Annotated in this window: 26 protein-coding genes and 1 riboswitch; of the genes, 14 read left to right on the top strand and 12 right to left on the bottom strand. The window is 73.2% G+C overall.

Annotation, left to right across the window (positions count from 1 at the left end; genetic code table 11):
* Positions 1–70 precede the first annotated feature (70 nt).
* On the top strand, positions 71–496 hold the full coding sequence (locus H1226_RS01855) for a DUF350 domain-containing protein (RefSeq protein ID WP_258345306.1): 426 nt from the start codon (positions 71–73) through the stop codon (positions 494–496).
* 25 nt (positions 497–521) lie between these two features.
* Positions 522–2,114 carry a polyamine aminopropyltransferase gene (locus H1226_RS01850; RefSeq protein ID WP_258345304.1) on the top strand — a complete coding sequence of 531 codons (1,593 nt, stop codon included), beginning with the start codon at positions 522–524 and terminating at the stop codon, positions 2,112–2,114.
* 38 nt (positions 2,115–2,152) lie between these two features.
* Here H1226_RS01850 and H1226_RS01845 read toward each other — a convergent pair whose 3' ends face one another.
* Complete coding sequence (locus tag H1226_RS01845) at positions 2,153–3,253, bottom strand: LacI family DNA-binding transcriptional regulator (protein ID WP_224960801.1); 1,101 nt, start codon at positions 3,251–3,253, stop codon at positions 2,153–2,155.
* 187 nt (positions 3,254–3,440) lie between these two features.
* Between H1226_RS01845 and H1226_RS01840 the strand changes: the two genes are divergently transcribed.
* From H1226_RS01840 to H1226_RS01820, 5 genes are all read left to right on the top strand, one after another.
* Entirely contained in the window at positions 3,441–4,538 is a 1,098-nt protein-coding gene (locus tag H1226_RS01840; RefSeq protein ID WP_224968085.1) for an ABC transporter ATP-binding protein, read from the top strand.
* A gap of 354 nt (positions 4,539–4,892) precedes the next feature.
* Positions 4,893–5,906, top strand: a complete 1,014-nt coding sequence (locus H1226_RS01835) for a metal ABC transporter solute-binding protein, Zn/Mn family (RefSeq protein ID WP_258345303.1) — start codon at positions 4,893–4,895, stop codon at positions 5,904–5,906.
* A 74-nt stretch (positions 5,907–5,980) separates the two neighbouring features.
* Positions 5,981–6,841: a metal ABC transporter ATP-binding protein gene (locus H1226_RS01830; protein ID WP_373690004.1), complete on the top strand. Its 861-nt coding sequence runs from the start codon at positions 5,981–5,983 to the stop codon at positions 6,839–6,841.
* Positions 6,838–7,716 (top strand): metal ABC transporter permease, encoded by an 879-nt coding sequence (locus tag H1226_RS01825; protein ID WP_224961959.1) that lies wholly within the window; start codon positions 6,838–6,840, stop codon positions 7,714–7,716. The genes H1226_RS01830 and H1226_RS01825 overlap by 4 nt, the downstream gene beginning before the upstream one ends.
* Positions 7,717–7,788: 72 nt before the next feature.
* A complete protein-coding gene (locus H1226_RS01820) occupies positions 7,789–8,268 on the top strand; it encodes an ion channel (protein WP_258345295.1) in 480 nt (159 codons plus the stop codon).
* A 144-nt stretch (positions 8,269–8,412) separates the two neighbouring features.
* Here the strand turns inward: H1226_RS01820 and H1226_RS01815 are convergent, their stop codons facing one another.
* The 10 genes from H1226_RS01815 to H1226_RS01770 form a co-directional block, all read right to left on the bottom strand.
* Positions 8,413–9,696: an alginate O-acetyltransferase AlgX-related protein gene (locus H1226_RS01815; RefSeq protein WP_258345288.1), complete on the bottom strand. Its 1,284-nt coding sequence runs from the start codon at positions 9,694–9,696 to the stop codon at positions 8,413–8,415.
* A gap of 51 nt (positions 9,697–9,747) precedes the next feature.
* Complete coding sequence (locus H1226_RS01810) at positions 9,748–10,197, bottom strand: NUDIX hydrolase (protein ID WP_258345287.1); 450 nt, start codon at positions 10,195–10,197, stop codon at positions 9,748–9,750.
* Positions 10,198–10,210: 13 nt separating this feature from the next.
* Positions 10,211–10,274, bottom strand: a riboswitch (Fluoride riboswitch).
* 171 nt (positions 10,275–10,445) lie between these two features.
* Positions 10,446–11,870 (bottom strand): MBOAT family O-acyltransferase, encoded by a 1,425-nt coding sequence (locus H1226_RS01805; RefSeq protein ID WP_258345286.1) that lies wholly within the window; start codon positions 11,868–11,870, stop codon positions 10,446–10,448.
* Between the two features lie 172 nt (positions 11,871–12,042).
* On the bottom strand, positions 12,043–13,014 hold the full coding sequence (gene rlmB / locus H1226_RS01800) for a 23S rRNA (guanosine(2251)-2'-O)-methyltransferase RlmB (protein WP_258345285.1): 972 nt from the start codon (positions 13,012–13,014) through the stop codon (positions 12,043–12,045).
* 7 nt (positions 13,015–13,021) lie between these two features.
* On the bottom strand, positions 13,022–14,416 hold the full coding sequence (cysS, locus tag H1226_RS01795; RefSeq protein WP_224959520.1) for a cysteine--tRNA ligase: 1,395 nt from the start codon (positions 14,414–14,416) through the stop codon (positions 13,022–13,024).
* Positions 14,417–14,515: 99 nt separating this feature from the next.
* Positions 14,516–15,223 (bottom strand): HAD family hydrolase, encoded by a 708-nt coding sequence (locus tag H1226_RS01790; protein ID WP_258345279.1) that lies wholly within the window; start codon positions 15,221–15,223, stop codon positions 14,516–14,518.
* Between the two features lie 324 nt (positions 15,224–15,547).
* A complete protein-coding gene (locus H1226_RS01785; protein WP_224959514.1) occupies positions 15,548–15,772 on the bottom strand; it encodes a hypothetical protein in 225 nt (74 codons plus the stop codon).
* Positions 15,773–15,873: 101 nt separating this feature from the next.
* Positions 15,874–16,356, bottom strand: coding sequence for a 2-C-methyl-D-erythritol 2,4-cyclodiphosphate synthase (ispF, locus tag H1226_RS01780; RefSeq protein ID WP_224959512.1), 483 nt, complete (start codon positions 16,354–16,356; stop codon positions 15,874–15,876).
* Complete coding sequence (ispD, locus tag H1226_RS01775; RefSeq protein WP_258345275.1) at positions 16,353–17,054, bottom strand: 2-C-methyl-D-erythritol 4-phosphate cytidylyltransferase; 702 nt, start codon at positions 17,052–17,054, stop codon at positions 16,353–16,355. The genes ispF and ispD overlap by 4 nt, the downstream gene beginning before the upstream one ends.
* 19 nt (positions 17,055–17,073) lie before the next feature.
* Positions 17,074–17,562: a CarD family transcriptional regulator gene (locus H1226_RS01770; protein ID WP_184483481.1), complete on the bottom strand. Its 489-nt coding sequence runs from the start codon at positions 17,560–17,562 to the stop codon at positions 17,074–17,076.
* 288 nt (positions 17,563–17,850) lie between these two features.
* Here H1226_RS01770 and H1226_RS01765 point away from each other — a divergent pair, with 288 nt between their 5' ends.
* From H1226_RS01765 to disA, 3 genes are all read left to right on the top strand, one after another.
* Positions 17,851–18,408: a copper chaperone PCu(A)C gene (locus H1226_RS01765; protein WP_258345273.1), complete on the top strand. Its 558-nt coding sequence runs from the start codon at positions 17,851–17,853 to the stop codon at positions 18,406–18,408.
* 138 nt (positions 18,409–18,546) lie between these two features.
* Positions 18,547–19,914: a DNA repair protein RadA gene (gene radA, locus H1226_RS01760; protein ID WP_224959506.1), complete on the top strand. Its 1,368-nt coding sequence runs from the start codon at positions 18,547–18,549 to the stop codon at positions 19,912–19,914.
* A 125-nt stretch (positions 19,915–20,039) separates the two neighbouring features.
* Positions 20,040–21,107: a DNA integrity scanning diadenylate cyclase DisA gene (gene disA / locus H1226_RS01755; protein ID WP_258345267.1), complete on the top strand. Its 1,068-nt coding sequence runs from the start codon at positions 20,040–20,042 to the stop codon at positions 21,105–21,107.
* A gap of 15 nt (positions 21,108–21,122) precedes the next feature.
* Here disA and H1226_RS01750 read toward each other — a convergent pair whose 3' ends face one another.
* Positions 21,123–21,755, bottom strand: coding sequence for a hypothetical protein (locus H1226_RS01750; RefSeq protein ID WP_258345265.1), 633 nt, complete (start codon positions 21,753–21,755; stop codon positions 21,123–21,125).
* A 169-nt stretch (positions 21,756–21,924) separates the two neighbouring features.
* Here H1226_RS01750 and H1226_RS28220 point away from each other — a divergent pair, with 169 nt between their 5' ends.
* The 4 genes from H1226_RS28220 (at position 21,925) to H1226_RS01730 (ending at position 26,262) form a co-directional block, all read left to right on the top strand.
* Entirely contained in the window at positions 21,925–22,809 is an 885-nt protein-coding gene (locus H1226_RS28220) for an HhH-GPD family protein (protein ID WP_344930537.1), read from the top strand.
* A gap of 47 nt (positions 22,810–22,856) precedes the next feature.
* The gene (locus H1226_RS01740) at positions 22,857–23,366 is read left to right on the top strand and encodes a 2'-5' RNA ligase family protein (protein ID WP_258349318.1); all 510 of its coding nucleotides are present in this window, start codon (positions 22,857–22,859) and stop codon (positions 23,364–23,366) included.
* Positions 23,367–23,632: 266 nt separating this feature from the next.
* Positions 23,633–24,325 (top strand): ATP-binding cassette domain-containing protein, encoded by a 693-nt coding sequence (locus tag H1226_RS01735; protein ID WP_224959496.1) that lies wholly within the window; start codon positions 23,633–23,635, stop codon positions 24,323–24,325.
* Entirely contained in the window at positions 24,322–26,262 is a 1,941-nt protein-coding gene (locus H1226_RS01730; RefSeq protein ID WP_258345262.1) for a YhgE/Pip family protein, read from the top strand. Before H1226_RS01735 ends, H1226_RS01730 begins: the two co-directional genes overlap by 4 nt.
* Positions 26,263–26,281 lie beyond the last annotated feature (19 nt).

The following is a 26,281-nucleotide window of genomic DNA, read 5'->3' as shown; positions in this document are numbered from 1 at the left end:
GGCGGCCTCCGGCGCGGCGTGCGCGACCTCCGACGAACGGCTCCCGACGAACGAGAAGGATGGAACGACCTTGCTCCAGGAACTGCTCTCCGGCCTGCTCGCGGCGGTCGCCTACGGCGTGGTCGGCACGCTGATGATGGCGCTGGGCTACCTGCTGGTGGACCTCGCCACGCCCGGCAGGCTGCGCGACCTGATCTGGGTGCGGCGCAACCCGAACGCGGCGCTGCTGCTGGTGTCCGGGCTGGTCGGCGTCGGCATCATCCTCACCACCGCCATCGCGGCCAGCGCCGACGACCTGCTGCTCGGGCTGGTGGGCACCGTCGTGTACGGGCTGCTCGGGCTGGCGCTGATGAGCCTGTCCTTCCTGCTCATCGACGCCCTCACCCCCGGCAGGCTGGGCGACGAGCTCGCCGCGGACACCATGCACCCCGGCACGTGGGTGTCGGCGGCCGCGCACGTGGTGATCGCGGTGCTGATGGCCGCCGCCATCTGGTGACGCCCGGGCGAGCGAGCCGATCCCGATGACCACCGAGACCGACCTGGACTCCCCCACCCGCGCGCAGGCGGAACCCGCGCCGCGCGGCCGCGCCGCCCGCACCGCGGTGCTGGTGGCGGTGTTCCTGTGCGCCGCGTGCGGCCTGGTGTACGAGCTGGCGCTCGTCGCGCTCGGCAGCTACCTGATCGGCGACACCGTCGGGCAGGCGTCGATCGTGCTGTCGCTGATGGTGTTCGCGATGGGCGTGGGCGCGCTCGCGGCGAAACCGCTGCAGCGCTGGGCCGCGGCGGCGTTCGCCGCGGTGGAGGTGCTGCTCGCGCTGATCGGCGGGCTCAGCGTGCTGCTGCTGTACGCCGCGTTCGCCTGGCTGAGCCTGTACACGCCGGCGCTGGTGGTGACGGCCCTGGTGCTGGGGCTGCTGATCGGTGCGGAGATCCCGCTGCTGATGGTGCTGCTGCAGCGGATCCGGAAGCAGGACGCGGGTTCGGCGGTGGCCGACCTGTTCGCCGCCGACTACGTGGGCGGGCTGCTCGGCGGCCTGGCGTTCCCGTTCGTGCTGCTGCCGGCGTTCGGGCAGCTGCAGGGCGCGCTGCTGGTCGGGATGCTCAACGCGGCGGCCGGGCTGGGCCTGGTGCTGGCGGTGTTCCGCCGCGAGCTGTCGAAGCGGGCGGTGCTGCTGCTCGTGTCGGGTTCGGTGCTGGTGGCGGGCGTGCTCGGGACGGCGTGGCTGCTGTCCGACGAGTTCGAGGTGACGGCGCGGCAGGCGCTGTACCGGGACCCGGTGGTGCAGTCGATGCGCACCCCGTACCAGGAGGTCGTGCTGACCGAGTCGTTCCCGCTGGACGGCGACCCGGACATCCGGCTGTACTTGAACGGGGACCTGCAGTTCAGCTCGGTCGACGAGTACCGGTACCACGAGGCGCTGGTGCATCCGGTGCTGGCCGGGCCCCGCTCGCACGTGCTGGTCCTCGGCGGCGGCGACGGGCTGGCGCTGCGCGAGGTGCTGCGCTACCCGGACGTGCGGGACGTGACCCTGGTGGAGCTGGACCCGGCGGTCCCGCGGCTGGCCCGCACCGATCCGCGGGTGGCCGAGCTGAACCGCGGCGCGTTCGAGGACCCGCGGGTGCACCTGGTCTCCGCGGACGCCTTCGCCTGGCTGCGGGAGGACCGGCAGCGGTTCGACGCGGTGATCGTGGACATGCCGGACCCGGATTCGACGGCGACGGCGAAGCTGTACTCCGCGGAGTTCTACGGGCTGGTGCGGAGTTCGATGGCCGAGCACGCGCGGGTGGCCGTGCAGGCGGGCTCACCGTACTTCGCGCCGAAGGCGTTCTGGGCGATCGAGGCGACGATGCGGGAGGCCGGGCTGGGCACCACGCCGTACCAGGTCTCGGTGCCGAGCTTCGGCGAGTGGGGCTTCCACCTGGCCACCGCCGGCCCGGCGCCCGAGCTGCGGCTGCCCGCGGACGTCCCGCCGCTGCGCTCGCTGGACGAGCGGACGCTGGCCGCGGCCACCGCTTTCCCGCCGGACCGCGCGCGCATCACCGGGTTGACCCCGTCGACGCTGCTGCACCCGACGATCCTGCACTACGTGCAGGACGAGTGGCGCAACTACTGACGCACCCCCGGGCCCGTCGGTCGGCGGGCCCTCGGCGATCACGGGCCGAACCAGCGCTCCTCCGCGGAGCGGGGCGGGGCGGCGGTGGTGCCGGTCATCAGCTGGGTCTCCAGCAGCACGTCCCGCGGCCTGCCGGGTTCGCTGGTGTCCAGCAGCAGGCGGCCCGCGGCGCGGCCCTTCTCCAGCACCGGCTGGCGGACGGTGGTCAGGCCGACCCGCTCGGCGTCGTCGATGCCGTCGAAACCGGTGATGGTGAGGTCGTCGGGCACCCGCACGCCGCGGCGCCGCGCCTCCTCCAGCGCGCCGAGGGCCAGTATGTCGGAGGTGCAGATGATCGCGGTGATCTCCGGGTCGATCTCCAGCAGCTGGGCCGCGGCGGAGGCACCGGATTCCGTGCTGTGGTCGAAGCGCTCCACCACCGGCACCTGCGCCCAGTCGACCCCGGCTTCGCTGAACGCGGCGGCGAGCGCGGTGAGCCGGGAGCGCTGCACGTGGAAGCTGGCGTTCGCCTGCCGGTGCACGGAGGCCACGCCGTCGTTGCGGCCGCGCGCCAGGCGCATGCAGGACACCCCGATGCGGCGGTGCCCGAGGCCGATCAGGTGCTCGGCGAGGACCCGCACCGCGCCCTCGTCGTCCGGGCCGACCCAGTCCAGCTGGTCGATGCGCGGCTGGTCGCAGATCACCACCGGCACCGGGCGTTCGAGCACGGCGGCCAGGTGCGGGTCGTCGTCGGGCACCGAGTACACGACGAACCCGTCGACACCGGCGCGGTGCACCGAGGCGACGTCCTCGCGCTCGGGGCTGGCCGGGATGAGCAGCAGTCCGTGCCCGGCGTCCTCGCAGGCCAGCGCGAGCCCTTCGAGGAACTGGATCGCGGCGGGGTCGCGGAACGCGTAGGAGAGGTTCTCGGTGAGCAGCAGCCCGACCGCCCCGGCCTTCCGGGTGCGGAGCGAGCGCGCGACCGGATCGGGGCCCGGGTAGCCGAGCCTGCGCGCGGTGTCGAGCACCCGCTTCCGCAGCTCCGGCGAGAGCTGGTCCGGGCGGTTGTACGCGTTCGACACCGTGGTCCTGGAGACCCCGAGCTCCGCCGCCAGCGAAGCCAGCGTCGCAGGCCGTCGGGCATTCGTTGACCGAGCCATGGAGGAACCGTAACGGTTCAGTACCCGGCGGTGAAGCCGCCGAGATGCAGATCCCATTGCCGATCGGCAACGATCACCACGGGTAGTCGCATGATCACTTTCCGAACCGGTTCCCGGAAAGGGATGACCTTAACTCGGTTAAGCGCTACGTTGTGCTTAACCCGAGTCAGTGAAAGGTGCGTCCCAGATGTCCGAGGTTGCATACGTCCAGGCATCCCGCCTCTACCCGGGTAACCCACCGGTGCGAGCCGTCAACGCACTCGATCTGCAGATCGACGACGGAGAGTTCCTGGTCCTGGTCGGCCCCTCCGGCTCGGGCAAGTCGACCGCGCTGCGGATGCTCGCCGGCCTGGAGGAGGTCGACGAAGGCGCCATCACCATCGGCGGCCAGGACGTCACCAACACCCCGCCGAAGGCGCGCGACATCGCGATGGTCTTCCAGTCCTACGCGCTGTACCCGCACATGACGGTCGCCGACAACATGGGCTTCGCGCTGAAGCTGCGCAAGACGCCCAAGGACGAGATCCGGGCCAAGGTCACCGAGGCCGCGAAGATGCTCGACCTGGAGAAGTACCTGGACCGCAAGCCCAAGGCGCTCTCCGGCGGCCAGCGCCAGCGCGTCGCGATGGGCCGCGCCATCGTCCGCGAGCCCAGCGTCTTCCTGATGGACGAGCCGCTGTCCAACCTGGACGCGAAGCTGCGCGTGGAGACCCGCGCCAACATCGCCGCGCTGCAGAAGCGGCTGGCCACCACCACGATCTACGTCACGCACGACCAGGTCGAGGCCATGACCATGGGCCACCGGGTCGCGGTGCTCAAGGACGGGCTGCTCCAGCAGGTCGCCAGCCCGCGCGAGCTGTACGAGAACCCGCGCAACGCGTTCGTCGCCGGCTTCATCGGCTCGCCCGCGATGAACCTCAAGACGGTGCCGCTGTCCGCGGCGGGCGCCGAGCTCGACGGGCAGACCATCCCGCTGCCCCGCGCCGCGCTGTCCGCGGCCGACGGGCTGCAGGAGGTGACCTTCGGCGTGCGCCCGGAGGCGCTGAGCCTGGTCTCCGGCGAGGACGAGAAGGCCATGACGATGACCGTCGAGCTCGTCGAGGAGCTCGGCGCGGACGCCCTGGTGCACGGCAGCATCCAGATCGCCGGGGAGCCGCAGCGGTTCGTGGTCCGCACCGACGGCCGCACCCCGCCCGCGCTGGGCCAGCAGGTGAAGGTGGCGCTGCGCGACTCCGGCGAGGTGCACCTGTTCCGCCCGGACGACGGGACCCGCCTGACCAGCTGATCCACCCGCACGCCCGCGATGCCCCCGCCCGCCGGCGGGGGCATCGCGCTGTCCGCACCCCGCGGTTCCGATGGGACGAACGGGCCGTTCACCCCGCGCCACCGGAGTGAACGGACCGCCTGTCCAATCTCGTTGGACGAACGGGCCGTTCACCCGGCGCGGTGGAACGGGGCGAGCCCCGCAGCGCGATAATGCGAAACGTTGTCATGTTCACCACGGTCGACCCACCCGTTCGAGCACTTTCCCGGTCCCCCCGGCGTACGCTGCACATGACAACGGTTTCCGTTTGCGGTCGTCGCCGAACTCGGCCCCAGGCCGCCCACCACCACGGTGCGTTCCCCGAGGAGTGCGTTCATGACCGTCTTCACCCGACGTGCCCGCCGCGGCGGTGCCGCGCTGACCGGGCTCGCCGTAGTCGCGCTGACCGCGGTCGCCTGCGGCGGCGGCTCCGGCCAGAGCGCCGACGACGGCAAGCTCAAGGTCGTCGCCACCACCAACGTCTGGGCCTCCGTCGCCAGGGCCGTCGGCGGCCAGGACGTCGACGTCGAGTCGATCATCGACGACCCCGCGGCCGACCCGCACTCCTACGAGAGCAGCCCGCAGGACGCGGCGAAGCTCAGCGAGGCCGACCTGGTGCTGCTCAACGGCGGCGGCTACGACGAGTTCGCCGAGAAGATCCTCGGCGCCGGCGGCGAGAAGCCGACCGTGCAGGCCTTCGAGGGCGAGCACGAGCACGGCGACCACGCGGCCGAGGAGCACGGGTCCGAACCGGCCGAGGAGCACGGCGCCGAGCACGCCGGGGAAGCGCACGGCCACGAAGGCCACCACCACGACCACTCGGTGAACGAGCACGTCTGGTACGACCTGCACGTGGTGCGCGAGACCGCCGACCGCGTCGCCGACGAGCTCGGCGAGCTGCAGCCGGAGAAGGCGCAGGCATTCCACGACGGCGCCGCCCGCTTCGGCGAGCAGATCGGCGGTCTCGAAGGCCGGGTGCAGCAGATCTCCGCCACCGAGCACGGCAAGAAGGTCATCGTCACCGAACCCGTCGCGCACTACCTCGTCGAGGCGGCCGGGCTCACCGACATCACCCCGCAGTCGTTCGTGAACTCCGTCGAGGACGGCAACGACCCGTCCGCCGCCTCCGTCGCGGAGATCCAGAACGCGGTGAACTCCAAGCAGGCCGCCGCCGTCATCTACAACCCGCAGACCGAATCGCCGGTCACCGAATCCGTCCGCGAGGGCGCGGAGCAGAATCGGACCCCGGTCGTCGAGATGACCGAGACGCTGCCGCAGGACCAGGACTACGTGCGGTGGATGGACGGTCAGATCTCGGCGCTGCAGACCGCGCTGACCGGCCAGGTCTGACCCGCCGGGCCGGTGGACCTCCCCGTCCACCGGCCCGGCGCCCGAACCGACCCCACCACTGATCCGAGAGCCACGTGGAACCCAGCACCGACACCGCAGCACCGGACCGCACCGAACCGGACACCTCCGGGCGCGACCCGGCGGTCCGGTTGCGCGGCGCCCGCCTCTCCTACGGCCCGCGCGTCCTGTGGGACGGGCTGGACCTGGACGTGCAGCCCGGCGAGTTCCTCGCGGTGCTCGGCCCGAACGGGTCGGGGAAGACGAGCCTGCTGCGGGTGCTGCTCGGGTTGCAGCCGCTCAGCGGCGGCGAGGTGCGGATCGCGGGCGAGGCGGCGCGACGCGGGAGCCCCCGCATCGGCTACGTCCCGCAGCAGCGCTCGGTGGATCCGACGCTCACGGTCCGCGGCAGCGACCTCGTCGGCCTCGGCCTGGACGGCCACCACTGGGGCGTGGGCTTCCGCCGCCGCAAGGACCGCAGGCAGCGGGTCGAGCGGGCGCTGCGCGCGGTGGAGGCCACCGAGTACGCGCGGATGCCGCTGGGGTTGCTCTCCGGTGGTGAGCAGCAGCGGCTGCGGGTCGCGCAGGCCCTGGTCGGCGACCCGGACGTGCTGCTGTGCGACGAACCGCTGCTGTCGCTGGACATCGCGCACCAGCGCAACGTGAGCAGGCTGATCGCCCGGCAGGCGCGGGAGACCGGCTCGGCGGTGCTGTTCGTGACGCACGAGATCAACCCGGTGCTGCCGCTGGTGGACCGGATCCTGTACCTGGTCGACGGCCGGTTCCGGATCGGCACGCCGGACGAGGTGATGACCTCGGCGACGCTCTCCGAGCTGTACCGGTCGGACGTCGAGGTCGCCCGGGTCGGCGGCAGGCTCGTCGTCACCGGCACCGACGAAGTCGATCACCACCACGTCGACGCGGAGACCACCTCATGAACACCCTGCTGGACGCGCTGAGCCGGTTCTTCGACTTCGAGCTGACCGGGAACCTGCTCGGCTACCCGTTCGTGCAGCAGGCGCTGCTGGCCGCGGCCGCGCTCGGCCTGGTGTCGGGGGCGCTGGCGCCGCTGGTGGTGGCGCGGAAGATGTCCTTCGCCGTGCACGGCACCGCGGAGCTCGCGTTCACCGGCGCGGCCGCCGCCCTGCTGTTCGGCGCGAGCGTCGGAGCCGGGGCGCTCGGCGGCGCGGTGGTCGCGGCGCTGCTGCTCGGGTTCCTCGGGCAGCGCGGCGGGGAACGGGACTCGGTGATCGGCGCGATCCTGTCGTTCGGCCTCGGCCTCGGGGTGCTGCTGCTGTGGATGAACCCGGAGCGCACCTCGAACAAGTTCAGCCTGCTCATCGGGCAGATCGTCGGCGTCGACTCGGCCGACGTGGCGCTGCTCGGCGGCAGTGCCGCGGTGGTGCTGGTGGTGCTGGCCGTGGTGTACCGGCCGCTGCTGTTCGCCAGCGTCGACCCGGACGTGGCCGCGGCGCGGGGCGTGCCCGCCCGGCTGCTCACCCCGCTGTTCGCGGTGCTGGTGGGCGTGGCGACCGCGCTCGGCGTCTACACGGTCGGGGCGCTGCTGGTGCTGGCGCTGATGGTGACGCCGGGCGCCGCGGCGGCGCGGGTGACCGCGAGCCCGCTGCTGTCCACGGTGCTGGCCGTGGTGTTCGCCGAGGTCGCGGTGCTGGGCGGCATCGTGCTGTCGCTGGCGCCGGGCGCTCCGGTGAGCGCGTTCGTGACGATCCTGTCGTTCGCGATCTACCTGGTGTGCCGGGCGGTCGGCAACGTCCGGCTGCGCCGGGTCTCCCGCGCTCCCGCGGCGGCCTGACCGGCGGGATCCGGCCCGCCATCGCCGTCCGATCGTCCGGCGGAGGCCGTCGGGGACACGCACGCTGAGCGGGTGTTCTCCTCGGAGCGGGGCCTGCTGCGCCGGACGGCGGGGACCGTGCTGGCCGTCGCCGCGAGCACCGCGGTGTACTTCGCGCTGCCGCTGGGCGTGTTCGACGTCCGCAGCACCTGGGCGTTCGTCGGCGCGTTCGCGGCGGGCCTGGTCGCGGTGGCCGCGGTGATCGTGCGCCAGGTCCGCCGGTTCCGCTCCGGGGGCGTGGCGCTGACCGGGGTGCTGACCTCGCTGTACCTGGCGGTGCTGTTCTTCGCCGCGGTGTACTGCGGGCTGAACGCGCACTGGCCGGGGTCGATCGCCGCGCTGCGCACCAAGGTGGATGCGCTGTACTTCGCGCTGTCGATCACCAGCACGGTCGGTTTCGGCGACGTGCACGCCTCCTCGCAGGTGGCGCGAGTGCTGGTGGGCGTGCACCTGGTGTTCAACCTGGGCTTCCTCGGCGCGGCCGTCACGGCCGTCCGCAACGCCACCCGGTGAACGCACCGCTGCGAACCCGCCCGGCGGGTCGTGTCCGTTTCCTGTCAGCGGCGAAACCGCTGAACCGCCGACCACCCGAGCAACCGGACCACCCGCTGAGGTTCCGCCACCCCGGCCCTGAGCAACAGGAGCGGGGGGGAACCTTCAACGCGGGTCGGCGGCGAGCACTGCCCCCACTTGGTCGGCGACCGCCGGGTCGAGCAGGTCGTAACGGCCGCCGGAGACGAACCGCTCGGACAGCTCGAAGGTCACCACGTCGCCCTCCGCGAGCAGCGCCGCCGTCTCCCGCGGTCGCTTCGCGACCTCCTCCGGGTGCACGATGCCGATGTCGGCGAACGTCGCGGCCAGGTACGGGCTGGCGAACTGGGTGAACGAGTCGCCCACCATCCGCGTCGGCTCGGCGATCATGCCGGCCCGCGGCATCGACTTCAGGTGCAGCGGCTCGTGGAAGTCGCTGGGTTCGAATCGGGTGTGGTCCGCGCCGCCGTCCGGCGCCAGCGAGTAGGCCTGGATGGGCACGGTGCGGCGCTGGCCGAGCAGGTCGGGGATGTCGGCGGAGTGCGGGTACTGCCTGCCGGGCTGCACCTTCCAGGTGGCGGTGCTGCCCGGGGACAGCCGCTCCGCCAGCTGGTACACCATCGTGATGCCGCCCTCGTGGGTCCAGTGCGTGTCGATGTCGTGGTAGATCGCCCGGCCGTTGCGGTCGGCGGATTCGCGCAGCGGGTCCCGCATGTCGATCGCGCCGGTCGCGGTGGGCAGCCGCCGCCAGAACTCCTCCCTGGCCCGCGAGGAGCAGTCCTTGCCCGCGTACTGCGGCGGCAGGTTCGCCGGGTACATCGTCGACTTGTCCGGCGCGATGACCAGCTGGAACTTCCGCCCGGATGCCTCCACGACCTGGCGCCAGCGCCGCAATCCGGCGATCACCTCGTCCAGGCTGCGCTTCGGCGTGCACGGGTAGGCGACGTCGTGGCCGAGGTAGAGCCAGCCCGCCCGGCCTTCGATGACCTTCGGGAACACGTTCTCGTTCAGCGGCTGCCGGACCTGCTGCTGGTCGCTCCCGGTGCCGGTGGGCGAGCTGTGCGTCCCCGACTCCAACCGCGCCTGCTCGCCGAACACCCCCTGGCTGATGCTGTGCACCGACCGGACCGCGGTCCCGCGGAACGGCAGGTTCTCCGCGGCCCACGGGGACAGCCCGGTGAGGAAGCCCCAGCCGTCGGTGATGCTCGGGAACTCCGCCAGCGGCCGGTTCTCCAGCTGCTCCGCCCGCGCGCCGAACACCCAGGTGGTGGCGGGCGCGGTGAGGAACAGCAGCGCGCACACCAGGGCGGTGAGCTGGCGCCTGCCGTGCCGCGGCCGGTGCATCGGGTGCTCGCGCGGCAGCCACGACTCGTGGACCGCGGGCAGCTCGGTCGGTTCCGTCCTCGACACGCCGCTACGTTAGCCCGGCCGGGCGACGGCCGTGCCCGGTTCCCGCGGAACTCACGGCCGCACGGGCGTCCGGTGTTCGTTCCGCAGGTACTTCGGCGGGCCGGATTCGCGGACCTCGTGCAGTTCGGCCAGCTGCGCCGCGATCGGCGGGTGCAGGTCCAGCCGGGGCAGCTCGGCGACCGGGACCAGCTCGGGCCGCAGGCCGTCCTCCTTGAACCGCGGCCACCCGGCGGGCCGGCCCGGGGAGCGGAACACGACGTCCACCAGCCGTTCGGCGAAGGGGCGCACGGTCTCGACGATGAGCGCGCAGGTGCCCGGGTCGATCAGCATGTCGGTCTCCTCGCGCAGCTCGCGCCGCACGCAGGCGTGGAAGTCCTCCCCCGGCCGCGGGGTGCCGCCCGGCAGCACCAGGTCGTCGTGCTCGCGGCGGCGCACCAGCAGCACCCGGTCGCCGAAGAACACGGCGGCGGAGGAACGCAGCAGGACGTGGATGTGCGACATGGCGGGCATCCTGAGTTCCGGAGAGGCCATCAGCGGCGTGTTCCGCACTTCCGGCGAGCCTCATCGCCCCTGACCATCGTCCCGCCGCCCCACCCCCGCGACAACGGACCAACGACCCGGAACCGGCCGACCCGAAGCCGCTTCCCCTGGCCGGCCCGCTGTGCTGCGCGCACCAGCTCGGGTCGGCGTTCCTCCCGGCGAGAACGCGGCGACCCGGCCACCGGGCGAGAAGAGCCGGGCAAGCCCCCTCAGAACTGGTAGTACAGGAACGGGCTGAACGAGCCGGTCGCGACCAGCAGGCCCGAGTACAGCAGCCCGGCCGTCATCACCGCCGCCCGCAGCGCGTTCGCCTGCCGGGAGCGCACCGACTCCAGGAACGCCCCGGTCCCGGTGGAGGCGGGCAGCAGCACCACGACCAGCGCGACCAGCAGGAAGAACACCCGCTGGTGGGTGACGGAGGCGGCGACGAGGTCGGTGAGCCCGGACAGGTCCGGCAGCAGCATGTGCCCGATCATCGTGAACGCCGTCCCCAGGTCGGGCGCCCGGAAGAACACCCAGCCCAGCACGACCAGCAGCAGCGTCAGCGCCCGCCTGCCCAGCCGCGCCCAGCGGTCCGCGGGCGCCGAGTCGTGCCCGGTGGCGCGTTCCACGACCAGCAGCGCCCCGTGGAACAGGCCCCACACCAGGTAGGTCCACGCCGCGCCGTGCCAGAACCCGGTGAGCACGAAGATGATCGCCAGGTTCAGGTAGGTGCGCCCGGTGCCGCGCCGGTTGCCGCCGAGCGGGATGTAGACGTAGTCGCGGAACCAGCGGGACAGCGACATGTGCCAGCGCCGCCAGAACTCGGTGACGGTCACCGAGGAGTAGGGCCGGGCGAAGTTCTCCGGCAGCCGGAACCCGAGCATCCGACCCAGCCCGATCGCCATGTCGGAGTAGCCGGAGAAGTCGAAGTACAGCTGCACGGTGTAGCCGATGGCGCCGAGCCAGGCGACGGCGAAGCTCATGTCCTCGGCCGGGGTCGCGAAGCAGGCGTCGACCATCGGGGCGAGCGTGTCGGCGACGACGACCTTCTTCGTCAGCCCCCACGCGAACCGCGGGAAGCCGGCTGCGACGTCGTCGAGCCGGTGGGTGCGCTGCTGCGGGAGCTGGTCGGCGATCTCCCGGTAGCGCACGATCGGTCCGGCCACCAGCTGCGGGAACATCGCGATGTAGGTGACGAAGCCGACCGGGTTGCGCAGCGCGGGCCGTTCGCCGCGGTACACGTCGACCACGTAGGAGATGTGGTGGAACGTGTAGAAGGAGATGCCGATCGGCAGCGCCAGCTGCAGCACCGGGAAGTCGCCGCCGAACCACCGGGTCAGCGTCGCCAGCTGCTCGGTGGCGAAGCCCGCGTACTTCCACACCACCAGCACCAGCAGGTCGAACGAGACGGCGCCGATGAGCAGGGCCCGGCGGTACGGGTGCTCCGCTCCGGGTTCGAGGGACTTGCCCGCGAGGAAGTTGACGACGATGCACGCCAGCAGCAGCAGGGTGGTGCCGCCCGCGCCGCTGGCGTAGAACACCAGGCTCGCGACGGCCACGATCGCGTTGCGCGCGGACCGGGGCGCGATGAGCACCGCCGCCAGCACGACCGGCAGGAAGTACCAGAGGAACAGCGGAGTGGAGAAGTACATCGGTGAGGGGCCTCGCGGTGCTGGGAGGCCCGGGCCTCCCGATCGACTCGGCTTCGGAGCCTAGCCGAGCGCGTGGCCGCACTTGCCAGGAACGGCTCAGCTCACCGGCGAAATCCCGCCGGGCCGCCGGAGGTGCGCGACCCGTCCGCTCGACGGGCCGCGCACCGGACGATCAGTAGGTGACCGGCTTGATGCGGCGGCGCCGCGCCACCTCGGCCAGCACCACCCCGGCCGCGACGGAGGCGTTCAGCGACTCCACCTGCCCGGCCATCGGGATCGACACCGTCTGGTCGCAGGTCTCCCGCACCAGCCGGGACAGCCCGCGCCCCTCGGAGCCGACGACGACCACCAGCGGGCCGCCGGCGAGCTCCAGCTCGTCGGAGGTGATGTCGGAGTCCGCGTCGAGCCCCACGACCATCAGGCCCTCGTTCTTGAGGTCCTTGAGGGTGCGGGTGAGGTTCACGGCCATCGCCACCGGCAGCTGCGCCGCGGTGCCCGCGCTGGTGCGCCACGCGACGGCGGTCATCCCGGCGCTGCGCCGCTGCGGGAGGATCACGCCGTGCGCGCCGAACGCGGCGGCCGAGCGGATCACCGCGCCCAGGTTCCGCGGGTCGGTGACCCCGTCCAGCGCCACCAGCAGCGGCGGCCGGCCGGAGTCGGCGGCGTGCGCGAGCACGTCGTCCGGGTGCGCGTACTTGAACGGCGGCACCTGCAGCGCGAGGCCCTGGTGCATGGCGCCGCCGGTCATCCGGTCCAGCTCGGTGCGGGGCACGTCGATCACCGAGATGCCCCGGTCGGACGCGTTGCGCACCGCGTCCTTGACCCGGTCGTCGGTGTCGATGCCCTGCGCCACGTACAGCCCGGTGGCGGGCACGCCGGCGCGGAGGCATTCGGCGACCGGGTTGCGGCCGGCCACCATCTCGGGCAGTTCGCGCTGCTCGCGCTGCCTGCGGTTCTGCTGCTCGGTGCGCGCCTTGGCGGCATCGGCGCGCTTCTTCGCCGGGTGCGGAACCCGGTCCTTGGCCTTGGGGGTGGGGCCCTTGCCTTCGAGGCCCTTGCGGCGCTGGCCGCCGGAGCCCTTCACCATCCCCTTCTTGGTTCCCGGCTTGCGGGTCGCCCCACGGCGCTTGTCGTTGCCTGCCAACGTTCGTTCACCCGTCCTTGAGTGTCCACAACGGACCGTCGGGTGTGTCCTCGACGGCGACGCCGGAAGCCAGCAGCCGGTCCCGCAGCAGGTCGGCGGTGGCGAAGTCGCGCTCCGCCCGAGCCTTCTGCCGCTGCTCCAGCAGGCCGTCGACCAGCTCTGCGAGTGCTCGGCGCGCGGCGTCGTCCGCGCCGGACTCCTCGGCCCACTGCGGGGCGAGGGGGTCCAAGCCGAGCACGTCGGTCATGGTGCGCACCGAGGCCGCCGCGGCGCGCGCGGCCTCGTCGTCACCGGTGTCGAGCGCGGCGTTGCCCTCGCGGATCGTGGTGTGCACCGCGGCCACCGCCTGCGGCGTGGACAGGTCGTCGTCCATCGCCGCGGCGAACTCGGGACGCACGTCCCCGTGCCCCACGCCGCCGGTGCGCTGCGCGACCCGGTGCACGAAAGATTCGATGCGCCGGTAGGTGGCGACCGCTTCCTGCAGCGCCTCCTCGGAGAACTCCACCGTCGACCGGTAGTGCGGGGCCACCAGGTAGTAGCGCAGCTCGCAGGCGCGGGCCCGCTCCAGCACGGCCGGGATGCTCATGGTGTTGCCGAGCGACTTCGACATCTTCTCGCCGCTCATCGTCACCCAGGCGTTGTGCAGCCAGTAGCGGGCGAACGGGTCCCCCGCGGCGTTCGACTGGGCGAGCTCGTTCTCGTGGTGCGGGAACACCAGGTCCAGGCCGCCGCCGTGGATGTCGAACTCGGCGCCGAGGTAGTAGGTGGCCATCGCCGAGCACTCCAGGTGCCAGCCGGGCCGGCCGTCGCCCCACGGCGTGGGCCAGCTCGGCTCGCCGGGCTTGGCGCCCTTCCACAGCGTGAAGTCGCGCGGGTCGCGCTTGCCCGCGGCGGCGTGCTCGCCCTGCTGCACCTCGTCGAGGCGCTGACCGGACAGCCGCCCGTACTCCGCGGCGAAGGAGCCGACGGAGAAGTACACGTCGCCGCCCGCCGGGTAGGCGTGGTCCTTGTCGATCAGCCGCTGGATCAGCTCGACCATCTGCCCGATGTGCCCGGTGGCGCGGGGCAGCGCCGACGGCGGGAGGCAACCGAGCCGGTCGTAGGCGCTCTCGAAGGCGCGCTCGTGCGTGGCGGCCCACTCCCACCAGGGACGGCCAGCCTCCCCCGCCTTCGCGATGATCTTGTCGTCGATGTCGGTGACGTTGCGGACCAGCCGCACGTCGTACCCGGTGTGCAGCAGCCAGCGGCGCAGCACGTCGAAGTCGAGCCCGCTGCGCACGTGACCGATGTGCGGCACGCCCTGCACCGTCGCCCCACAGACGTAGATCGACGCCACTCCGTCGCAGCGCGGGTGGAATTCGCGCGTCGTGCGGGTCGCGGTGTCATGCAGGTGCAGGCTCACGCCTCGATGGTACGGGGGTCCTCCGATCGTGAACCACGACAGGGGCCTGCTCGTCAAGGCTTCGCGCTGTGCGCTCCGCCGGAGATCCGGTCGCGGTGATCACGCCCCCGCGGGCGAGGCGGGCAGCACGCCGTGCTCCGCGACCGCCGCGAGCAGGGCGTCCGGCCGCTGCGCGGTGGGCAGCGGTTCCACGATGGACACCGCGCAGCCGATCGCGGCCGCACCGCCGTCGGCCTCCTCGCTGTCACCGATCATGAGCGCTTCGGCCGGTTCGACGCCGAGCCGCTCGCAGGCGCGCAGGAACAGCTTCGGGTCGGGCTTGATCACGCCTTCGACGTAGGACATCAGGTACTCGTCGACCAGGTCGAACACGCCGAGCTTCTCGAACGCCGGGCGGATGTCGAAGGCGATGTTGCTGATCACGCCGATCCGCACGCCCGCGTCGCGCAGCCCGCGCAGCACCTCGGCGGTGTCCGGGTACGGCGTCCAGGACAGCGGGTCCACCAGGCGGGCGTAGAGCGCCTCCGCCTGTTCCGCGGTGCTGACGCCGGAGACCCGCAGCACCTCGATGTTGGACTTGCGGTGCATCTCCGGGTCGAGGTCGCGCTGGTCCCAGGCCTCCTGGAACTCCGGCTCGAACTCGACGACGCGACCGGTGGGGGCGGTGAGCCTGCGCAGCAGCTCGGTCTGCGCCTCCAGGGTCAGCGGATCACCGCTGCCGTCGGTCAGCCCGGCGAGCCAGGACGCGTCCTGCTCCAGCCGGAACAACGTGCCCGAGTAGTCGAAGAACACCGCGCGCAAGCTCACCCGGCCACCCTACGGGCCGCGCCGCGCCCGCTCCCGCCGCTGCGGCCGATCTCACCACCGGTCGCCGACCCGGCGCACCGCGCCCCACCGGCCGTGCAGCCCGGACGTGGCTGAGCACCGCGCGCGGCAGGAGCGGGCCACCCGGATCCGCGCCGCGTGCGACGTCCTGCCGTCCGACGAGCACTGCGCCCAGCCGCCCGGCGCGGTGGCGGCGCCGGTGCGCGAGACCGGCCGGAGCCGCCGGGCCGGGCCGGCTCCCGCTGATCACGCCGCAGGGTTCCACCTGGCGCGGCGGCGGTCGAGGTGGTCGGGCTCCGATCGAGGTCAGGACGTGCCGGACGTGAGCCGGTCGGCGGGGATCGGGTCGTCGTGGTGGAGCGGGGCGAGGATGCCGAAGACGCACGAGGCGGTGCTGATCCACAGGATGGCGGCGGCGAGGACGAGCGCGGCGGCGCCACCGGCCGCCCACAGCAGCAGCGAACAGGGCCAAGCGATCACGGGCTGGCCGACCACGGCCCTGCGCACCCAGCGGTTGCGTTCGATCACCATGCGTCGAGCATGACCCGCGGCGGGCGGCACGACCAGGGTGCGAACCCGGACCTTTCCCCGACTTGACCCCCAGGTGGGGAAGATTTAACCGGACGTGCTGGTCAAGCCGCCGGGAAGAGCAATGCGGTGGCGACGGCGGCGATGCCTTCGCCGCGGCCGGTGAGCCCGAGCCCGTCGCTGGTGGTGCCGGACACCGACACCGGCGCGCCGAGCACCTCGGAGAGCACCCGCTGGGCTTCCTCGCGGCGCTTGCCGATGCGGGGCGCGTTGCCGATGACCTGCACGGTGGCGTTGCCGACCTGGAACCCGGCGGCGGTGATCCGGTCCACCACCTCGGTGAGCAGTTCCGCACCGTGCGCTCCGGCCCAGCGATCACCGCCGGTGCCGAACACGGCACCCAGGTCGCCGAGCCCCGCCGCGGACAGCAGCGCGTCGCACAGCGCGTGCGCGGCGACGTCCCCGTCGGAGTGGCCGCTGCACCCGTCGACGCCGGGCCACCGCAGGCCGGCGATCCAGCACTCCCGGCCGGCTTCCACGGGGTGCACGTCGACGCCTTGGCCGATCCTCGGCAGCGGTCCGGTCACCGGAGTTCTCCGATCGGTTCGACGGCGAGCACCGACTCGGCGACCGCCAGGTCGAAGGCGGTGGTGATCTTCAGCGCGTTCGGGTGACCGGGCACGGTGCGCACCTCGCCACCGGCCCGCTCCACGAGCCCGGCGTCATCGGTGGCGGCGTCCCCGGCCGCGGCGTAGGCGGCGCGCAGCACGCCGGGCCGGAAGCCCTGCGGGGTCTGCACGCTGCGGAGCGGGGAGCGGTCGACGGTCGCGGTGACCGCACCGGCCTCGTCGACCTGCTTGATGGTGTCGGCGACGGGCAGCACCGGGATCACCGCGGACGCACCGCCGAGCACGGCGTCCACCACGGCACCGATCATGGCGGGCGGGGTGAACGCGCGGGCCGCGTCGTGCACCAGCACCACGTCGGCGTCGGGCACGGCCCGTTCGGTGACCGCGAGCGCGAGGCGGACGGACTCGGTGCGGTCGGCACCACCGGCCACCACGTGCACCGCCGCCGCGTCGAACTCGCCGAGCTCGCGCTCGACCACGTCGACCTGGTCCGGCGGGGCGGCGACGACCACGTGGTGCACGCGCCCGGAGTCCAGCAGACCACCGACCGCGCGCACCAGCAGAGATCGGCCCGCGACCTGGACCAGTGCTTTCGGCATCCCGACACCGAGGCGCACACCGCGCCCGGCGGCCGGAACGAGGGCCACCACCGTCACGTTGAGCAGAACCCGCCGATCACACGGCCGTGGCGAGAACTTCGTCCAGCAGGGACTCGGCCTTGCCCTCGTCGGTGCCCTCGGCCAGCGCCAATTCGCTGACCAGTATTTGCCTGGCCTTGGCCAACATGCGCTTCTCACCCGCGGACAGGCCACGGTCCTTCTCGCGCCGCCAGAGGTCGCGCACCACTTCGGCCACCTTGTTCACATCGCCGGAGGCGAGCTTCTCCACGTTGGCCTTGTACCGCCGGGACCAGTTAGTCGGTTCCTCGGTGTGCGGGGCGCGCAGCACGTCGAAGACGCGGTCCAGACCCTCTTGACCGACGACGTCCCGAACGCCGACGATCTCGGCGTTGTCAGCGGGAACTCGAACGGTCAAGTCACCTTGCGCGACCTTGAGGACGAGGTATTGCTTCTCCTCGCCCTTGATCACACGGGTCTCGATTGCTTCGATGAGCGCGGCACCGTGATGCGGGTAGACGACGGTCTCTCCGACCTTGAAAACCATGTGTCCTCTGCCCCTTTCGCTGCGCCCAGCTTAGCACGCGCGGCAACCGAGCCTCGACCGGCTCCCGTCCGTCGTCGCAGGTCAGGACGCGATCGGGGGTTGACAAACAGGCTCCGGGCATGCTTCCCGGGGGTCTCCGGCGCCCCCTTTTGATCCACTGTGGACACCTTCCGAACACGGTTCACGACCCCGGACCGGGGGCCGATGTGGGGTCTGCCTACTGGTCCTCCGGAGCGGACCATTAAGCTCCATCGCGGTCGTCCGGCTATCAGGAAGGACACTGCCACCGTGAGCCGCCTTCAGCACCACACCTTCCGCGTGCGGTTGACCTCGGCCGCCCTCGGCCTGGGCGCCGTCCTGGCGCTCGCCGGATGCAGCGCCGGGCAGGTCACCGAGACCGACACGCAGGTCGCCGCCGTCGCGGGCGGCAGCGGGGACGCCGGCGGCATCGGCGTCCGGAACGCGACGCTGTCCTTCCCGGAGACGGGGAGCCGCTACGCCAAGGGCGCCTCCGCTCCGCTGGCCGCCGTGCTGATCAACGACGGCGCCGAGGCGGACAAGCTGGTCGAGGCATCCTCGACCTACGCGGCCTCCGTCGACGTCGCCAAGAACCGCACCCTGCCGTCGCGGTCCGCGCTGCACGCCTACGGCACGGAGGGGTCCGCGACCCCCGATCAGCAGGAGGTCTCGATCACTTTGAAGGGCCTGACCCAGGACATCACGCCCGGCGTGACCGTCCCGGTGACCTTCGTGTTCGAGAAGGCGGGCCCGCTCACCGTGCAGGTCCCGATCGGGGAGGACCCCACCCCGCGCCCGGACACCGGTGGCGAGGAATCGCACCACTGACACCCAGCTCGACCAGCCGGAGGCCGTCCCCGTCGGGGGCGGCCTCCGCTGCGTCCGGGGCCTGCTCGCCGGACGGGCGCCGACACGCGGGCGTGTGTCGGCACGGGCCCCGTCGGGGCCGGCTTATAGCCTCGCCCCGTGCCTACCAAGAACGCCCGTCCCGCCTACCGCTGCGCCGAATGCGGTCACGAGGTCGCGAAGTGGGTCGGCCGCTGCCCGAAGTGCCACGAGTGGAACACCGTGGAGGAGGCGGCCCCGGCGCGGCCCGCGCTGGCGAAGCTGTCCGCGGCCGCGCCGTCCAGCGCGGCCCGGCCCATCGGCGAAGTGGACCTGGACTCGGCGCGGGCGGTCCCGACCGGCATCGCGGAGCTGGACCGGGTGCTCGGCGGTGGCATCGTGCCGGGCGCGGTGATGCTGCTCGCGGGTGAGCCCGGGGTGGGCAAGTCGACGCTGCTGCTGGAGGTCGCGCACCGCTGGGCCGCGGCCCGCACCGGCGGCCCCTCGCTGTACATCACGGGCGAGGAGTCGGCCGGGCAGGTGCGGCTGCGCGCGGAGCGGACGAACTCGCTGGACCCGGAGCTGTTCCTGGGCTCGGAGAACGACCTGTCGGCGGTGCTCGGGCACGTGGACGCGATCAAGCCGGGGCTGCTGATCGTGGACTCGGTGCAGACGGTGCAGTCGCCCGACGTGGACGGCACCCCCGGCGGCGTGACGCAGGTGCGCGCCGTGACCTCCGGTCTGGTCGCGCTGGCGAAGGAGCGCGGGCTGCCGGTGGTCCTGGTCGGGCACGTGACGAAGGACGGCGCGGTCGCGGGCCCGCGCGCCCTGGAGCACCTGGTGGACGTGGTGCTCAACTTCGAGGGCGACCGGCACTCGGCGCTGCGGATGCTGCGCGGCATCAAGAACCGGTTCGGCCCGGCCGACGAGGTCGGCTGCTTCGAGCAGCGCGACGACGGCATCGCCGAGGTCACCGACCCGTCCGGGCTGTTCCTGAACCGGCAGGAGGCGGCGGTTCCCGGCACCGCGGTCACCGTGATGGTGGAGGGCAAGCGCCCCCTGCTGGCGGAGGTGCAGGCGCTGGTCGCGCCCACCCAGATGCAGATCCCGCGGCGTGCGGTGAGCGGCCTGGACTCGGCCCGGGTGTCGATGACGCTGGCGGTGCTGGACAAGCGCGGCCGGATCCGCACCGGGGAGAAGGAGGTGTTCGCGGCGACGGTCGGCGGCATGAAGGTCACCGAACCCGCCGCGGACCTGGCGGTGGCGCTGGCGGTCGCCTCCTCCGCGCTGGACGTGCCGCTGCCGCCGAACATCGTGGTGATCGGCGAGGTCGGGCTGGCCGGGGAGATCCGCCGGGTCAGCGGGGTCGGCAGGCGGCTCGCGGAGGCCGCGCGGCTCGGCTTCGACCGGGCGCTGGTGCCGCCGGACTCGGGCCGGTTGCCACCGGGCATCCGGGCCACCGAGGTGCCGGACATCAAGACGGCGCTGAAGTCCCTGCGCTCCCGCTGACCATCGGCGCAGCCGCGGACCGCACCGCCGGACGCCGGGCACCACGCAGCAGATGCCGGGCAGCAGGCGCCGGACACCGGCCCGATCGCACCAGGAGTTCGAGAACAGGCAGCCGAGGGGGAGTCGTGGCCGATGGTCATCCCGAGTCGTTGCGGACGACGCTGGCGTGGCTGGCACCGGGGACCGCGCTGCGGGACGCGCTGGAGCGGATCCTGCGCGGCCGCACCGGGGCGCTGATCGTGCTGGGCCACGACGCGACCGTGGAGTCGATCTGCGACGGCGGCTTCCGGCTGGACGTGGAGTTCAGCGCGACCCGGCTCCGCGAGCTGTCCAAGATGGACGGTGCAGTGGTGCTGTCCACCGACGGGGCCCGCATCCTCCGGGCCAACGTGCAGCTGGTCCCGGACCCGACGATCCCCACCGACGAGTCGGGGACCCGGCACCGCACGGCGGAGCGCACCGCCATCCACACCGGCCACCCCGTGGTGTCGGTGAGCCAGTCGATGAGCCTGGTCAGCGTCTACATCCACGGCTACCGGCACGTGCTGTCGGGTTCGCCGGAGATCCTGTCCCGGGCGAACCAGGCGCTGGCCACGCTGGAGCGCTACACGGCGCGGCTGGCGGAGGTGACGCACACCCTGTCCGCGCTGGAGGTGGCGGACGCGGTGACGCTGCGGGACGCGATGACGGTGGTGCAGCGCCTGGAGATGGTGCGCCGCATCTCCGACGAGATCGGCGGCGCGGTCGTCGAGCTGGGCAGCGACGGCCGGTTGATCGAGCTCCAGCTGGACGAGCTGGTCGGCGGCATCGACCTGGACCGGGAGCTGGTGGTGCAGGAGTACCTGCCGACCGCGGGCGGGTTGCCGACGACGGAGCAGGTGGACGCGGCGCTGGCGGAGCTGGACGCGACGGCGCTGCTGGACCTGACGGCGGTGGCGCGGGCGTTCGGCTACCCGGGCGGGACGGAGGACCTGGAGCAGCCGCTGCGGCCGCGCGGGTACCGGCTGCTGGCGCGGGTGCCGCGGTTGCCGCCCGCGGTGCGCAGGCAGCTGGTGGCGCACTTCGGGTCCCTGCAGGCGCTGCTGGCCGCGGACGTTCCGCAGCTGTGCGAGGTGGAGTTCATCGGCGAAGCCCGCGCCCGCTCGCTCCGCGCCTCGCTGGGCCGGCTGGCCGAAGCGGGCCGCCACCTCTGATCAGCGGGGACGGCCTCAGCCGGTGATGCGGAAGGGCGCGGGCTCGCTGACCATGCGGTCGAGCCGGGCCCCGACCACGTACGCGCCCGCGGGGGCGGTGTCGCGTTCGGCGGCGCACTGGGCGGGGCTCGCGTCGCGGGTGGAGGCGACGCCGGTCCACCGGATCTCGTTGCGCACGGACTTCCCGGGTTCCAGCAAGGGCTTCTCGTTGGTGGATTCGACGTGGCAGTCGTTGCTGGACCAGAACCTGGTGCCGTTCTCGGTGGACACGACCACTTCGCGGAGCATCCGGTCGGTGTTGCGGACGCAGGCGTGGGAACTGGCGTTGGTGACGATCATGCGGAGTTCGACGGGTTCGCCAGCGGGGAAGCTCGGGCGGGCCGGTTCGGCGGCGATCCGCAGGTCCTGGTCGGCGCACGCGGGCGGTGGCGGCGGGGCCTTCGGCGCGGGCGGTGGTGCGGCCGCGTTCGGGGCGGCCGGTGGTGGTGCGGCTTGCGGGGCGGGCGCGGACGCGCGCGGGGCCAGGACTCCGGCGAGGACGACGATCCCCCACACCACCAGGGCGGTGACCAGCAGGATCACGCCGACTGCCAGTGCCCGGCGTCGCCAGTACACCTCGCGTGGGAGCGGTCCGATGGGATCCAGCACCGCCCGACAGTAACCCGGTGATCCCGCCGAACGGCCCAATGCCAATGGCCCCGATCAGGTGTATTGGCGCGGTTGATCAGTCGCGTTCTGCAACCCCTTCAGGTGACGCAGGCACGGGCTCGGGGCGGCGCGCGTGCCCCGGTGGAGTGGTGGCAGGATCGAATCCGAGATGACGACGATCGCCTGGGACCCCACCGAACTGACCGACTGGTTCGCCGCCGAGGCCCGCCCGCTGCCGTGGCGCGCGCCGGGCGTCACCGGCTGGGGCGTGCTGGTCAGCGAGACGATGCTGCAGCAGACGCCGGTGAACCGGGTCGCCCCGATCTGGCAGGAGTGGCTGGAGCGCTGGCCGCGCCCGTCCGACCTGGCCGCGGCCACCCAGGCGGAGGTGCTGCGCGCCTGGGGCAAGCTCGGCTACCCGCGCCGGGCGCTGCGGCTGCACCAGGCCGCGGCCGCGATCGCCGCCGACCACGGTGACGTCGTTCCGTCCGATGTGGACACCTTGCTGGCGCTGCCGGGCATCGGCGCGTACACGGCGCGCGCGGTGGCCGCGTTCGCCTACGGCAGGCGGGCCCCGGTGGTGGACACCAACGTGCGCCGGGTGGTGGCGCGCGCGGTGCACGGCGCGGGCGATGCCGGCCCGCCGTCGACGAAGCGGGACCTGGCGGACGTGGACGCGCTGCTGCCGTCCGACGACGCGAGCGCGGCCCGGCTCTCGGCGGCGCTGATGGAGCTGGGGCAGGTCGTGTGCACGGTCCGCTCCCCCGCTTGTGAGCGCTGCCCGATCGCGGCGGACTGCGCGTGGCAGCACGCGGGTCGCCCGGCCTACGCGGGGCCGCCGAAGAAGGTGCAGAAGTTCGCGGGCACGGACCGCCAGGTGCGCGGCAAGCTGCTGGACGTGCTGCGCGGCGCGGAGGGCCCGGTGCCGCGCGCCGCGCTCGACGCGGTGTGGCAGGACGCGGGCCAGCGGGACCGCTGCCTGGATTCGCTGCTGGTGGACGGATTGCTGGAGCAGACCGACGACGGTCGCTTCGCCCTCCCCGGCGAGCACTGAGCGACCGGCCGGGCCTCCCGGCGACGACGGCCCGGAGGGCGGAACCGATGGCGCAGGCGCTGACCGTGTTCTTCGACGACGCGACCGAGCGGCGATTGCGGGCGCTGCGCGAGAACGCGGCCGCGGCGGGGGTTCCGGTGCTGGACGGCCGGCCGGGCGTGGTGCTGGCGTCGGCGAGCTCGATCCCGGCCGCCGCCCGCGCGGCGCTGCGCGCCGAGCTGCGGTCGCTGTTCCTGCCGGACCTGTGGTTCTCCACGCTGGGCACGTTCCCGGGCGAGGACGCGGTGCTGCTGCTGACGGCGGTGGTGGACGCGGAGCTGCTGGCGGTGCACTCGGCGGTGCACGACGCGCTGGCGGGCCGGGTGTCGAACCCGTCGGCGTACCACTTCCCCGGGGCCTGGATCCCGCACTGCGCGCTGACCCCGGCGCTGGGCGGCGCGGAGCTCACCGCGGGGTTCGACGCGCTGCGCTCGGCGGAACCGGTGCGGGCGGCCGTCGCCGAGGTCGCGGTGCTGGATTCCCGCGACGGCACCGCGGACGTGCTCGTCGCGCGCTGAGCACCGGGCGCTCGATCGCGGTGCCCCCGATCCGCCTCTCTGAGCGCCGGTCGATGCCCGCCGAGCGCGGAGCACGGCCCGCGGCCCGGCCCCGGAACGGGTGATCCGCGGCCGTCCGAGCGCCCGCCCACGGGCTCGCGGAACCCCGCCCACCAGCGAAGTCGATCCCTCCACTGTGGACTACGAGGGGTGCTCGCCCGAGTTGCTCCCGCCCAGGTGAGGGGCCACTTTGGACCGGCATCCTGTCACGCGGCGTGAGGAGCGAGATGGACGTCGAAGGCGTGAGCATCGTGGCGCGCGGGATCACGGCCACCGGACCGGAGGGCATCGTCTTCGAGAACGTCGACGCCCGCGTGTACCCGGGCGAACTCGCCGTCGTCCTCGGCGAGGGCGGCACCGGCCGCACCTCGCTGCTGCTCGCGCTGTCCGGCAGGCTGCGCACCGTCGCCGGGCGCATCGAGATCGACGAGGCACCGCGCCGCGCCGGCCTGGTGCGCAAGGTCGTCGTCCCCGCCCGCCTCTCCCCCGGTTTCGAGCTGGACGGCAGGCTCCGGGTCCGGGAGGCCGTCCGGGAGCGCCGCATCACCGCCCGCGTCAGCGCGCAGGACGTGGACCGGGCGCTGGCGCTGGTCGGGGTGGACGTCGACCGGGCCGCGCTGATCGACGAGCTCTACCCGGACGACCGGCTGCTGCTCGCGATCGCGCTCGCCACCGCGGGCGGCCCGCCGGGGATCGTGGTGGACGACGTGACCGCCGGGCTGCTGCCCTCCGGGCGCAACCGGGTGTGGTCGGCGCTGCGGGCCGTCGCGGACACCGGGACGACCGTGCTGGCCAGCGCCACCGAACCCGGTTCGGAGGCGGACGTGCTGATCCGGTTGCCGTACAACGTCGTCGACTTCGGCGACGACACCGGCGGGCTGCCGCTGTTCAGCTCCACCGCGGGCGAGGACCTCCGATGAAGGCGATCTACCTGGCGTGGCTGGAGCTGCGGCGCTTCCGCGGGCCGTGGCGCCGGTTCGCGCCCGCCGTGCTGATCCTCGTCCCGCTGCTGTACGGCGCGCTGTTCCTGTGGTCCAGCTGGGACCCGTACGGGCGGACCGCGCAGGTGCCGGTGGCGGTGGTCAACTCCGACCGGCCCGCCGACCACAACGGGGAGCAGATCAACGCCGGCGAGCAGTTCGTGCAGCAGCTGCGCACCACCGACACGTTCCAGTGGCACTTCGTCGACGCGGGCACCGCGCGCAGCGGGCTGGAGGACGGCCGCTACTACTTCACGATCCGCGTCCCGGAGGACTTCAGCGCCCGGCTGGCGCAGTCCACGCGCAGCTCCCCGCAGCGCCCCGCGGTGCTGCTGACCAGGAACGACGCCAACGGCCACCTGGCCGGGATCATGGCGGACGCGGCGCGCTACGAGTTGCAGAACCAGATCAACGCCGCCGCGTACGCCGCTTACGCGCGCGGGCTGTACGGCGACCTCGGCGAGGTGCGTGGCAAGCTCGGCACCGCGTCGGAGGTCTCCGAGCAGCTGGTGCAGGGCACCCAGCTGAGCAAGCAGAGCACCGGGGCGCTGGCCCGCGGGCTCAGCGGGGTGCGGGACGGCGCGGGCCGGGTGTCCGGCGGGGTCCGGGACGTCGCGGCGGCCTCCGCCGAGCTCGACGACAAGCTGTCCTCGATCACCGACTTCACCGGGCAGCAGCTGCCCGCCACCACCGATGCGCTGCTGGACGCGAGCTCCTCCGCGGTCGCCGACCTGAATTCGATCTCCGGCGGAGCCGCGGCGGCCCAGCGGCAGGCCGGTGGATCGGCCGGGGCGCTGGAGCAGCTGGCGCAGCGGCACCCGGACCTGGCCGACGATCCCGCGTACCGGTCCGCGCTGGCCGACGCGCGGCGGCTCGCCTCCACCACCTCCGCGCTCGACGGCACGGCGCGGGACGCGCAGCGCACCGCCGCCGAAGCCCAGGACCGGGCGCTGGCGCTGCGCGACGAGCTGGCACCGCTGCAGGAGGCGGCGAACGACCTCGCCGAGCCCGCGAGCCGGTTGCGGCTCGCCTCCGCGGAGCTCACCGGCGGCTCCGGCGGGCTCACCCAGGGCGTGAACGCGCTGGTCGCGAACATCGGTGTCGCGCAGACCAGCTCGGGGCAGCTCAACGACGGGGCGCGGCGGCTCGCCGACCAGGTGCGGGACAGCCTGGACCGGATGCCGCCCGCCGGGCCGACGGAGGTCGCCCGGGCCTCCTCCGAGCTGGGGACGCCGTCGGCGGTGCGGGCGACGACGCTGAACTCCGCCGACGTGTACGGGCGCGGGGTGGCGCCGCTGTTCTTCGCGATCGCGCTGTGGGTGTTCGGGTTGTTCGCCTACCTGCTGTTCACCCCGCTGAACCAGCGGGCTCTGGGCGGGCGCACCAATCCGCTGTCGATCGCCGTCGGCGGCCTGCTTCCCGCGGCGGTGCTCGGGGTGATCGGCGGGCTGGTGCTGCTGGGCGCGATGGACCTGGGGCTGGGGCTGGACCCGGTGGACCTGCCTTCGGCGGTGGGGCTGATCGCGCTGGCGGCGGCCGCGTTCACCGCGGTGAACCACTTCCTGCGGGCGGCGTTCGGCGTGGTCGGCGGGCTCGTCTCGGTGGCGCTGCTGCTGGTGCAGATCGCCGCATCCGGCGGGCTGTACCCGGTGGAGACGGCCCCGGCGCCGTTCCAGGCGCTGCACGCGGTGCTGCCGATGAGCTACCTGGTGGACGGCCTGCGGGTCGCGTTCACCGGTGGCGAGCCCGCGCACCTGGCGCGGGACGCGATCGTGCTGGGCGGCGTGCTCGTCGGGTTCCTGGTGCTGACGTCGCTGGTGGTGCTGCGGCACCGGACGTGGACGATCGGCAGGCTGCACCCGCAGCTCGAACTGTGAGCCCCGCTGCGCTGCTCGT

The organism is Saccharopolyspora gregorii (assembly GCF_024734405.1).
GTDB lineage: Bacteria > Actinomycetota > Actinomycetes > Mycobacteriales > Pseudonocardiaceae > Saccharopolyspora_C > Saccharopolyspora_C gregorii.
Note: the sequence above shows the minus strand (reverse complement) of the source record. Positions and strands in the feature narration are given on the sequence as shown.

Coding starts and splice junctions, on each gene's coding strand:
- H1226_RS01850 (WP_258345304.1), top strand. CDS start 522: ATGACCACCGAGACCGACCTGGACTCCCCCACCCGCGCGCAGGCGGAA.
- H1226_RS01845 (WP_224960801.1), bottom strand. CDS start 3,253: ATGGCTCGGTCAACGAATGCCCGACGGCCTGCGACGCTGGCTTCGCTG.
- H1226_RS01840 (WP_224968085.1), top strand. CDS start 3,441: ATGTCCGAGGTTGCATACGTCCAGGCATCCCGCCTCTACCCGGGTAAC.
- H1226_RS01835 (WP_258345303.1), top strand. CDS start 4,893: ATGACCGTCTTCACCCGACGTGCCCGCCGCGGCGGTGCCGCGCTGACC.
- H1226_RS01825 (WP_224961959.1), top strand. CDS start 6,838: ATGAACACCCTGCTGGACGCGCTGAGCCGGTTCTTCGACTTCGAGCTG.
- H1226_RS01810 (WP_258345287.1), bottom strand. CDS start 10,197: ATGTCGCACATCCACGTCCTGCTGCGTTCCTCCGCCGCCGTGTTCTTC.
- H1226_RS01805 (WP_258345286.1), bottom strand. CDS start 11,870: ATGTACTTCTCCACTCCGCTGTTCCTCTGGTACTTCCTGCCGGTCGTG.
- H1226_RS01785 (WP_224959514.1), bottom strand. CDS start 15,772: ATGGTGATCGAACGCAACCGCTGGGTGCGCAGGGCCGTGGTCGGCCAG.
- H1226_RS01770 (WP_184483481.1), bottom strand. CDS start 17,562: ATGGTTTTCAAGGTCGGAGAGACCGTCGTCTACCCGCATCACGGTGCC.
- H1226_RS28220 (WP_344930537.1), top strand. CDS start 21,925: ATGACGACGATCGCCTGGGACCCCACCGAACTGACCGACTGGTTCGCC.
- H1226_RS01740 (WP_258349318.1), top strand. CDS start 22,857: ATGGCGCAGGCGCTGACCGTGTTCTTCGACGACGCGACCGAGCGGCGA.
- H1226_RS01735 (WP_224959496.1), top strand. CDS start 23,633: ATGGACGTCGAAGGCGTGAGCATCGTGGCGCGCGGGATCACGGCCACC.
- H1226_RS01730 (WP_258345262.1), top strand. CDS start 24,322: ATGAAGGCGATCTACCTGGCGTGGCTGGAGCTGCGGCGCTTCCGCGGG.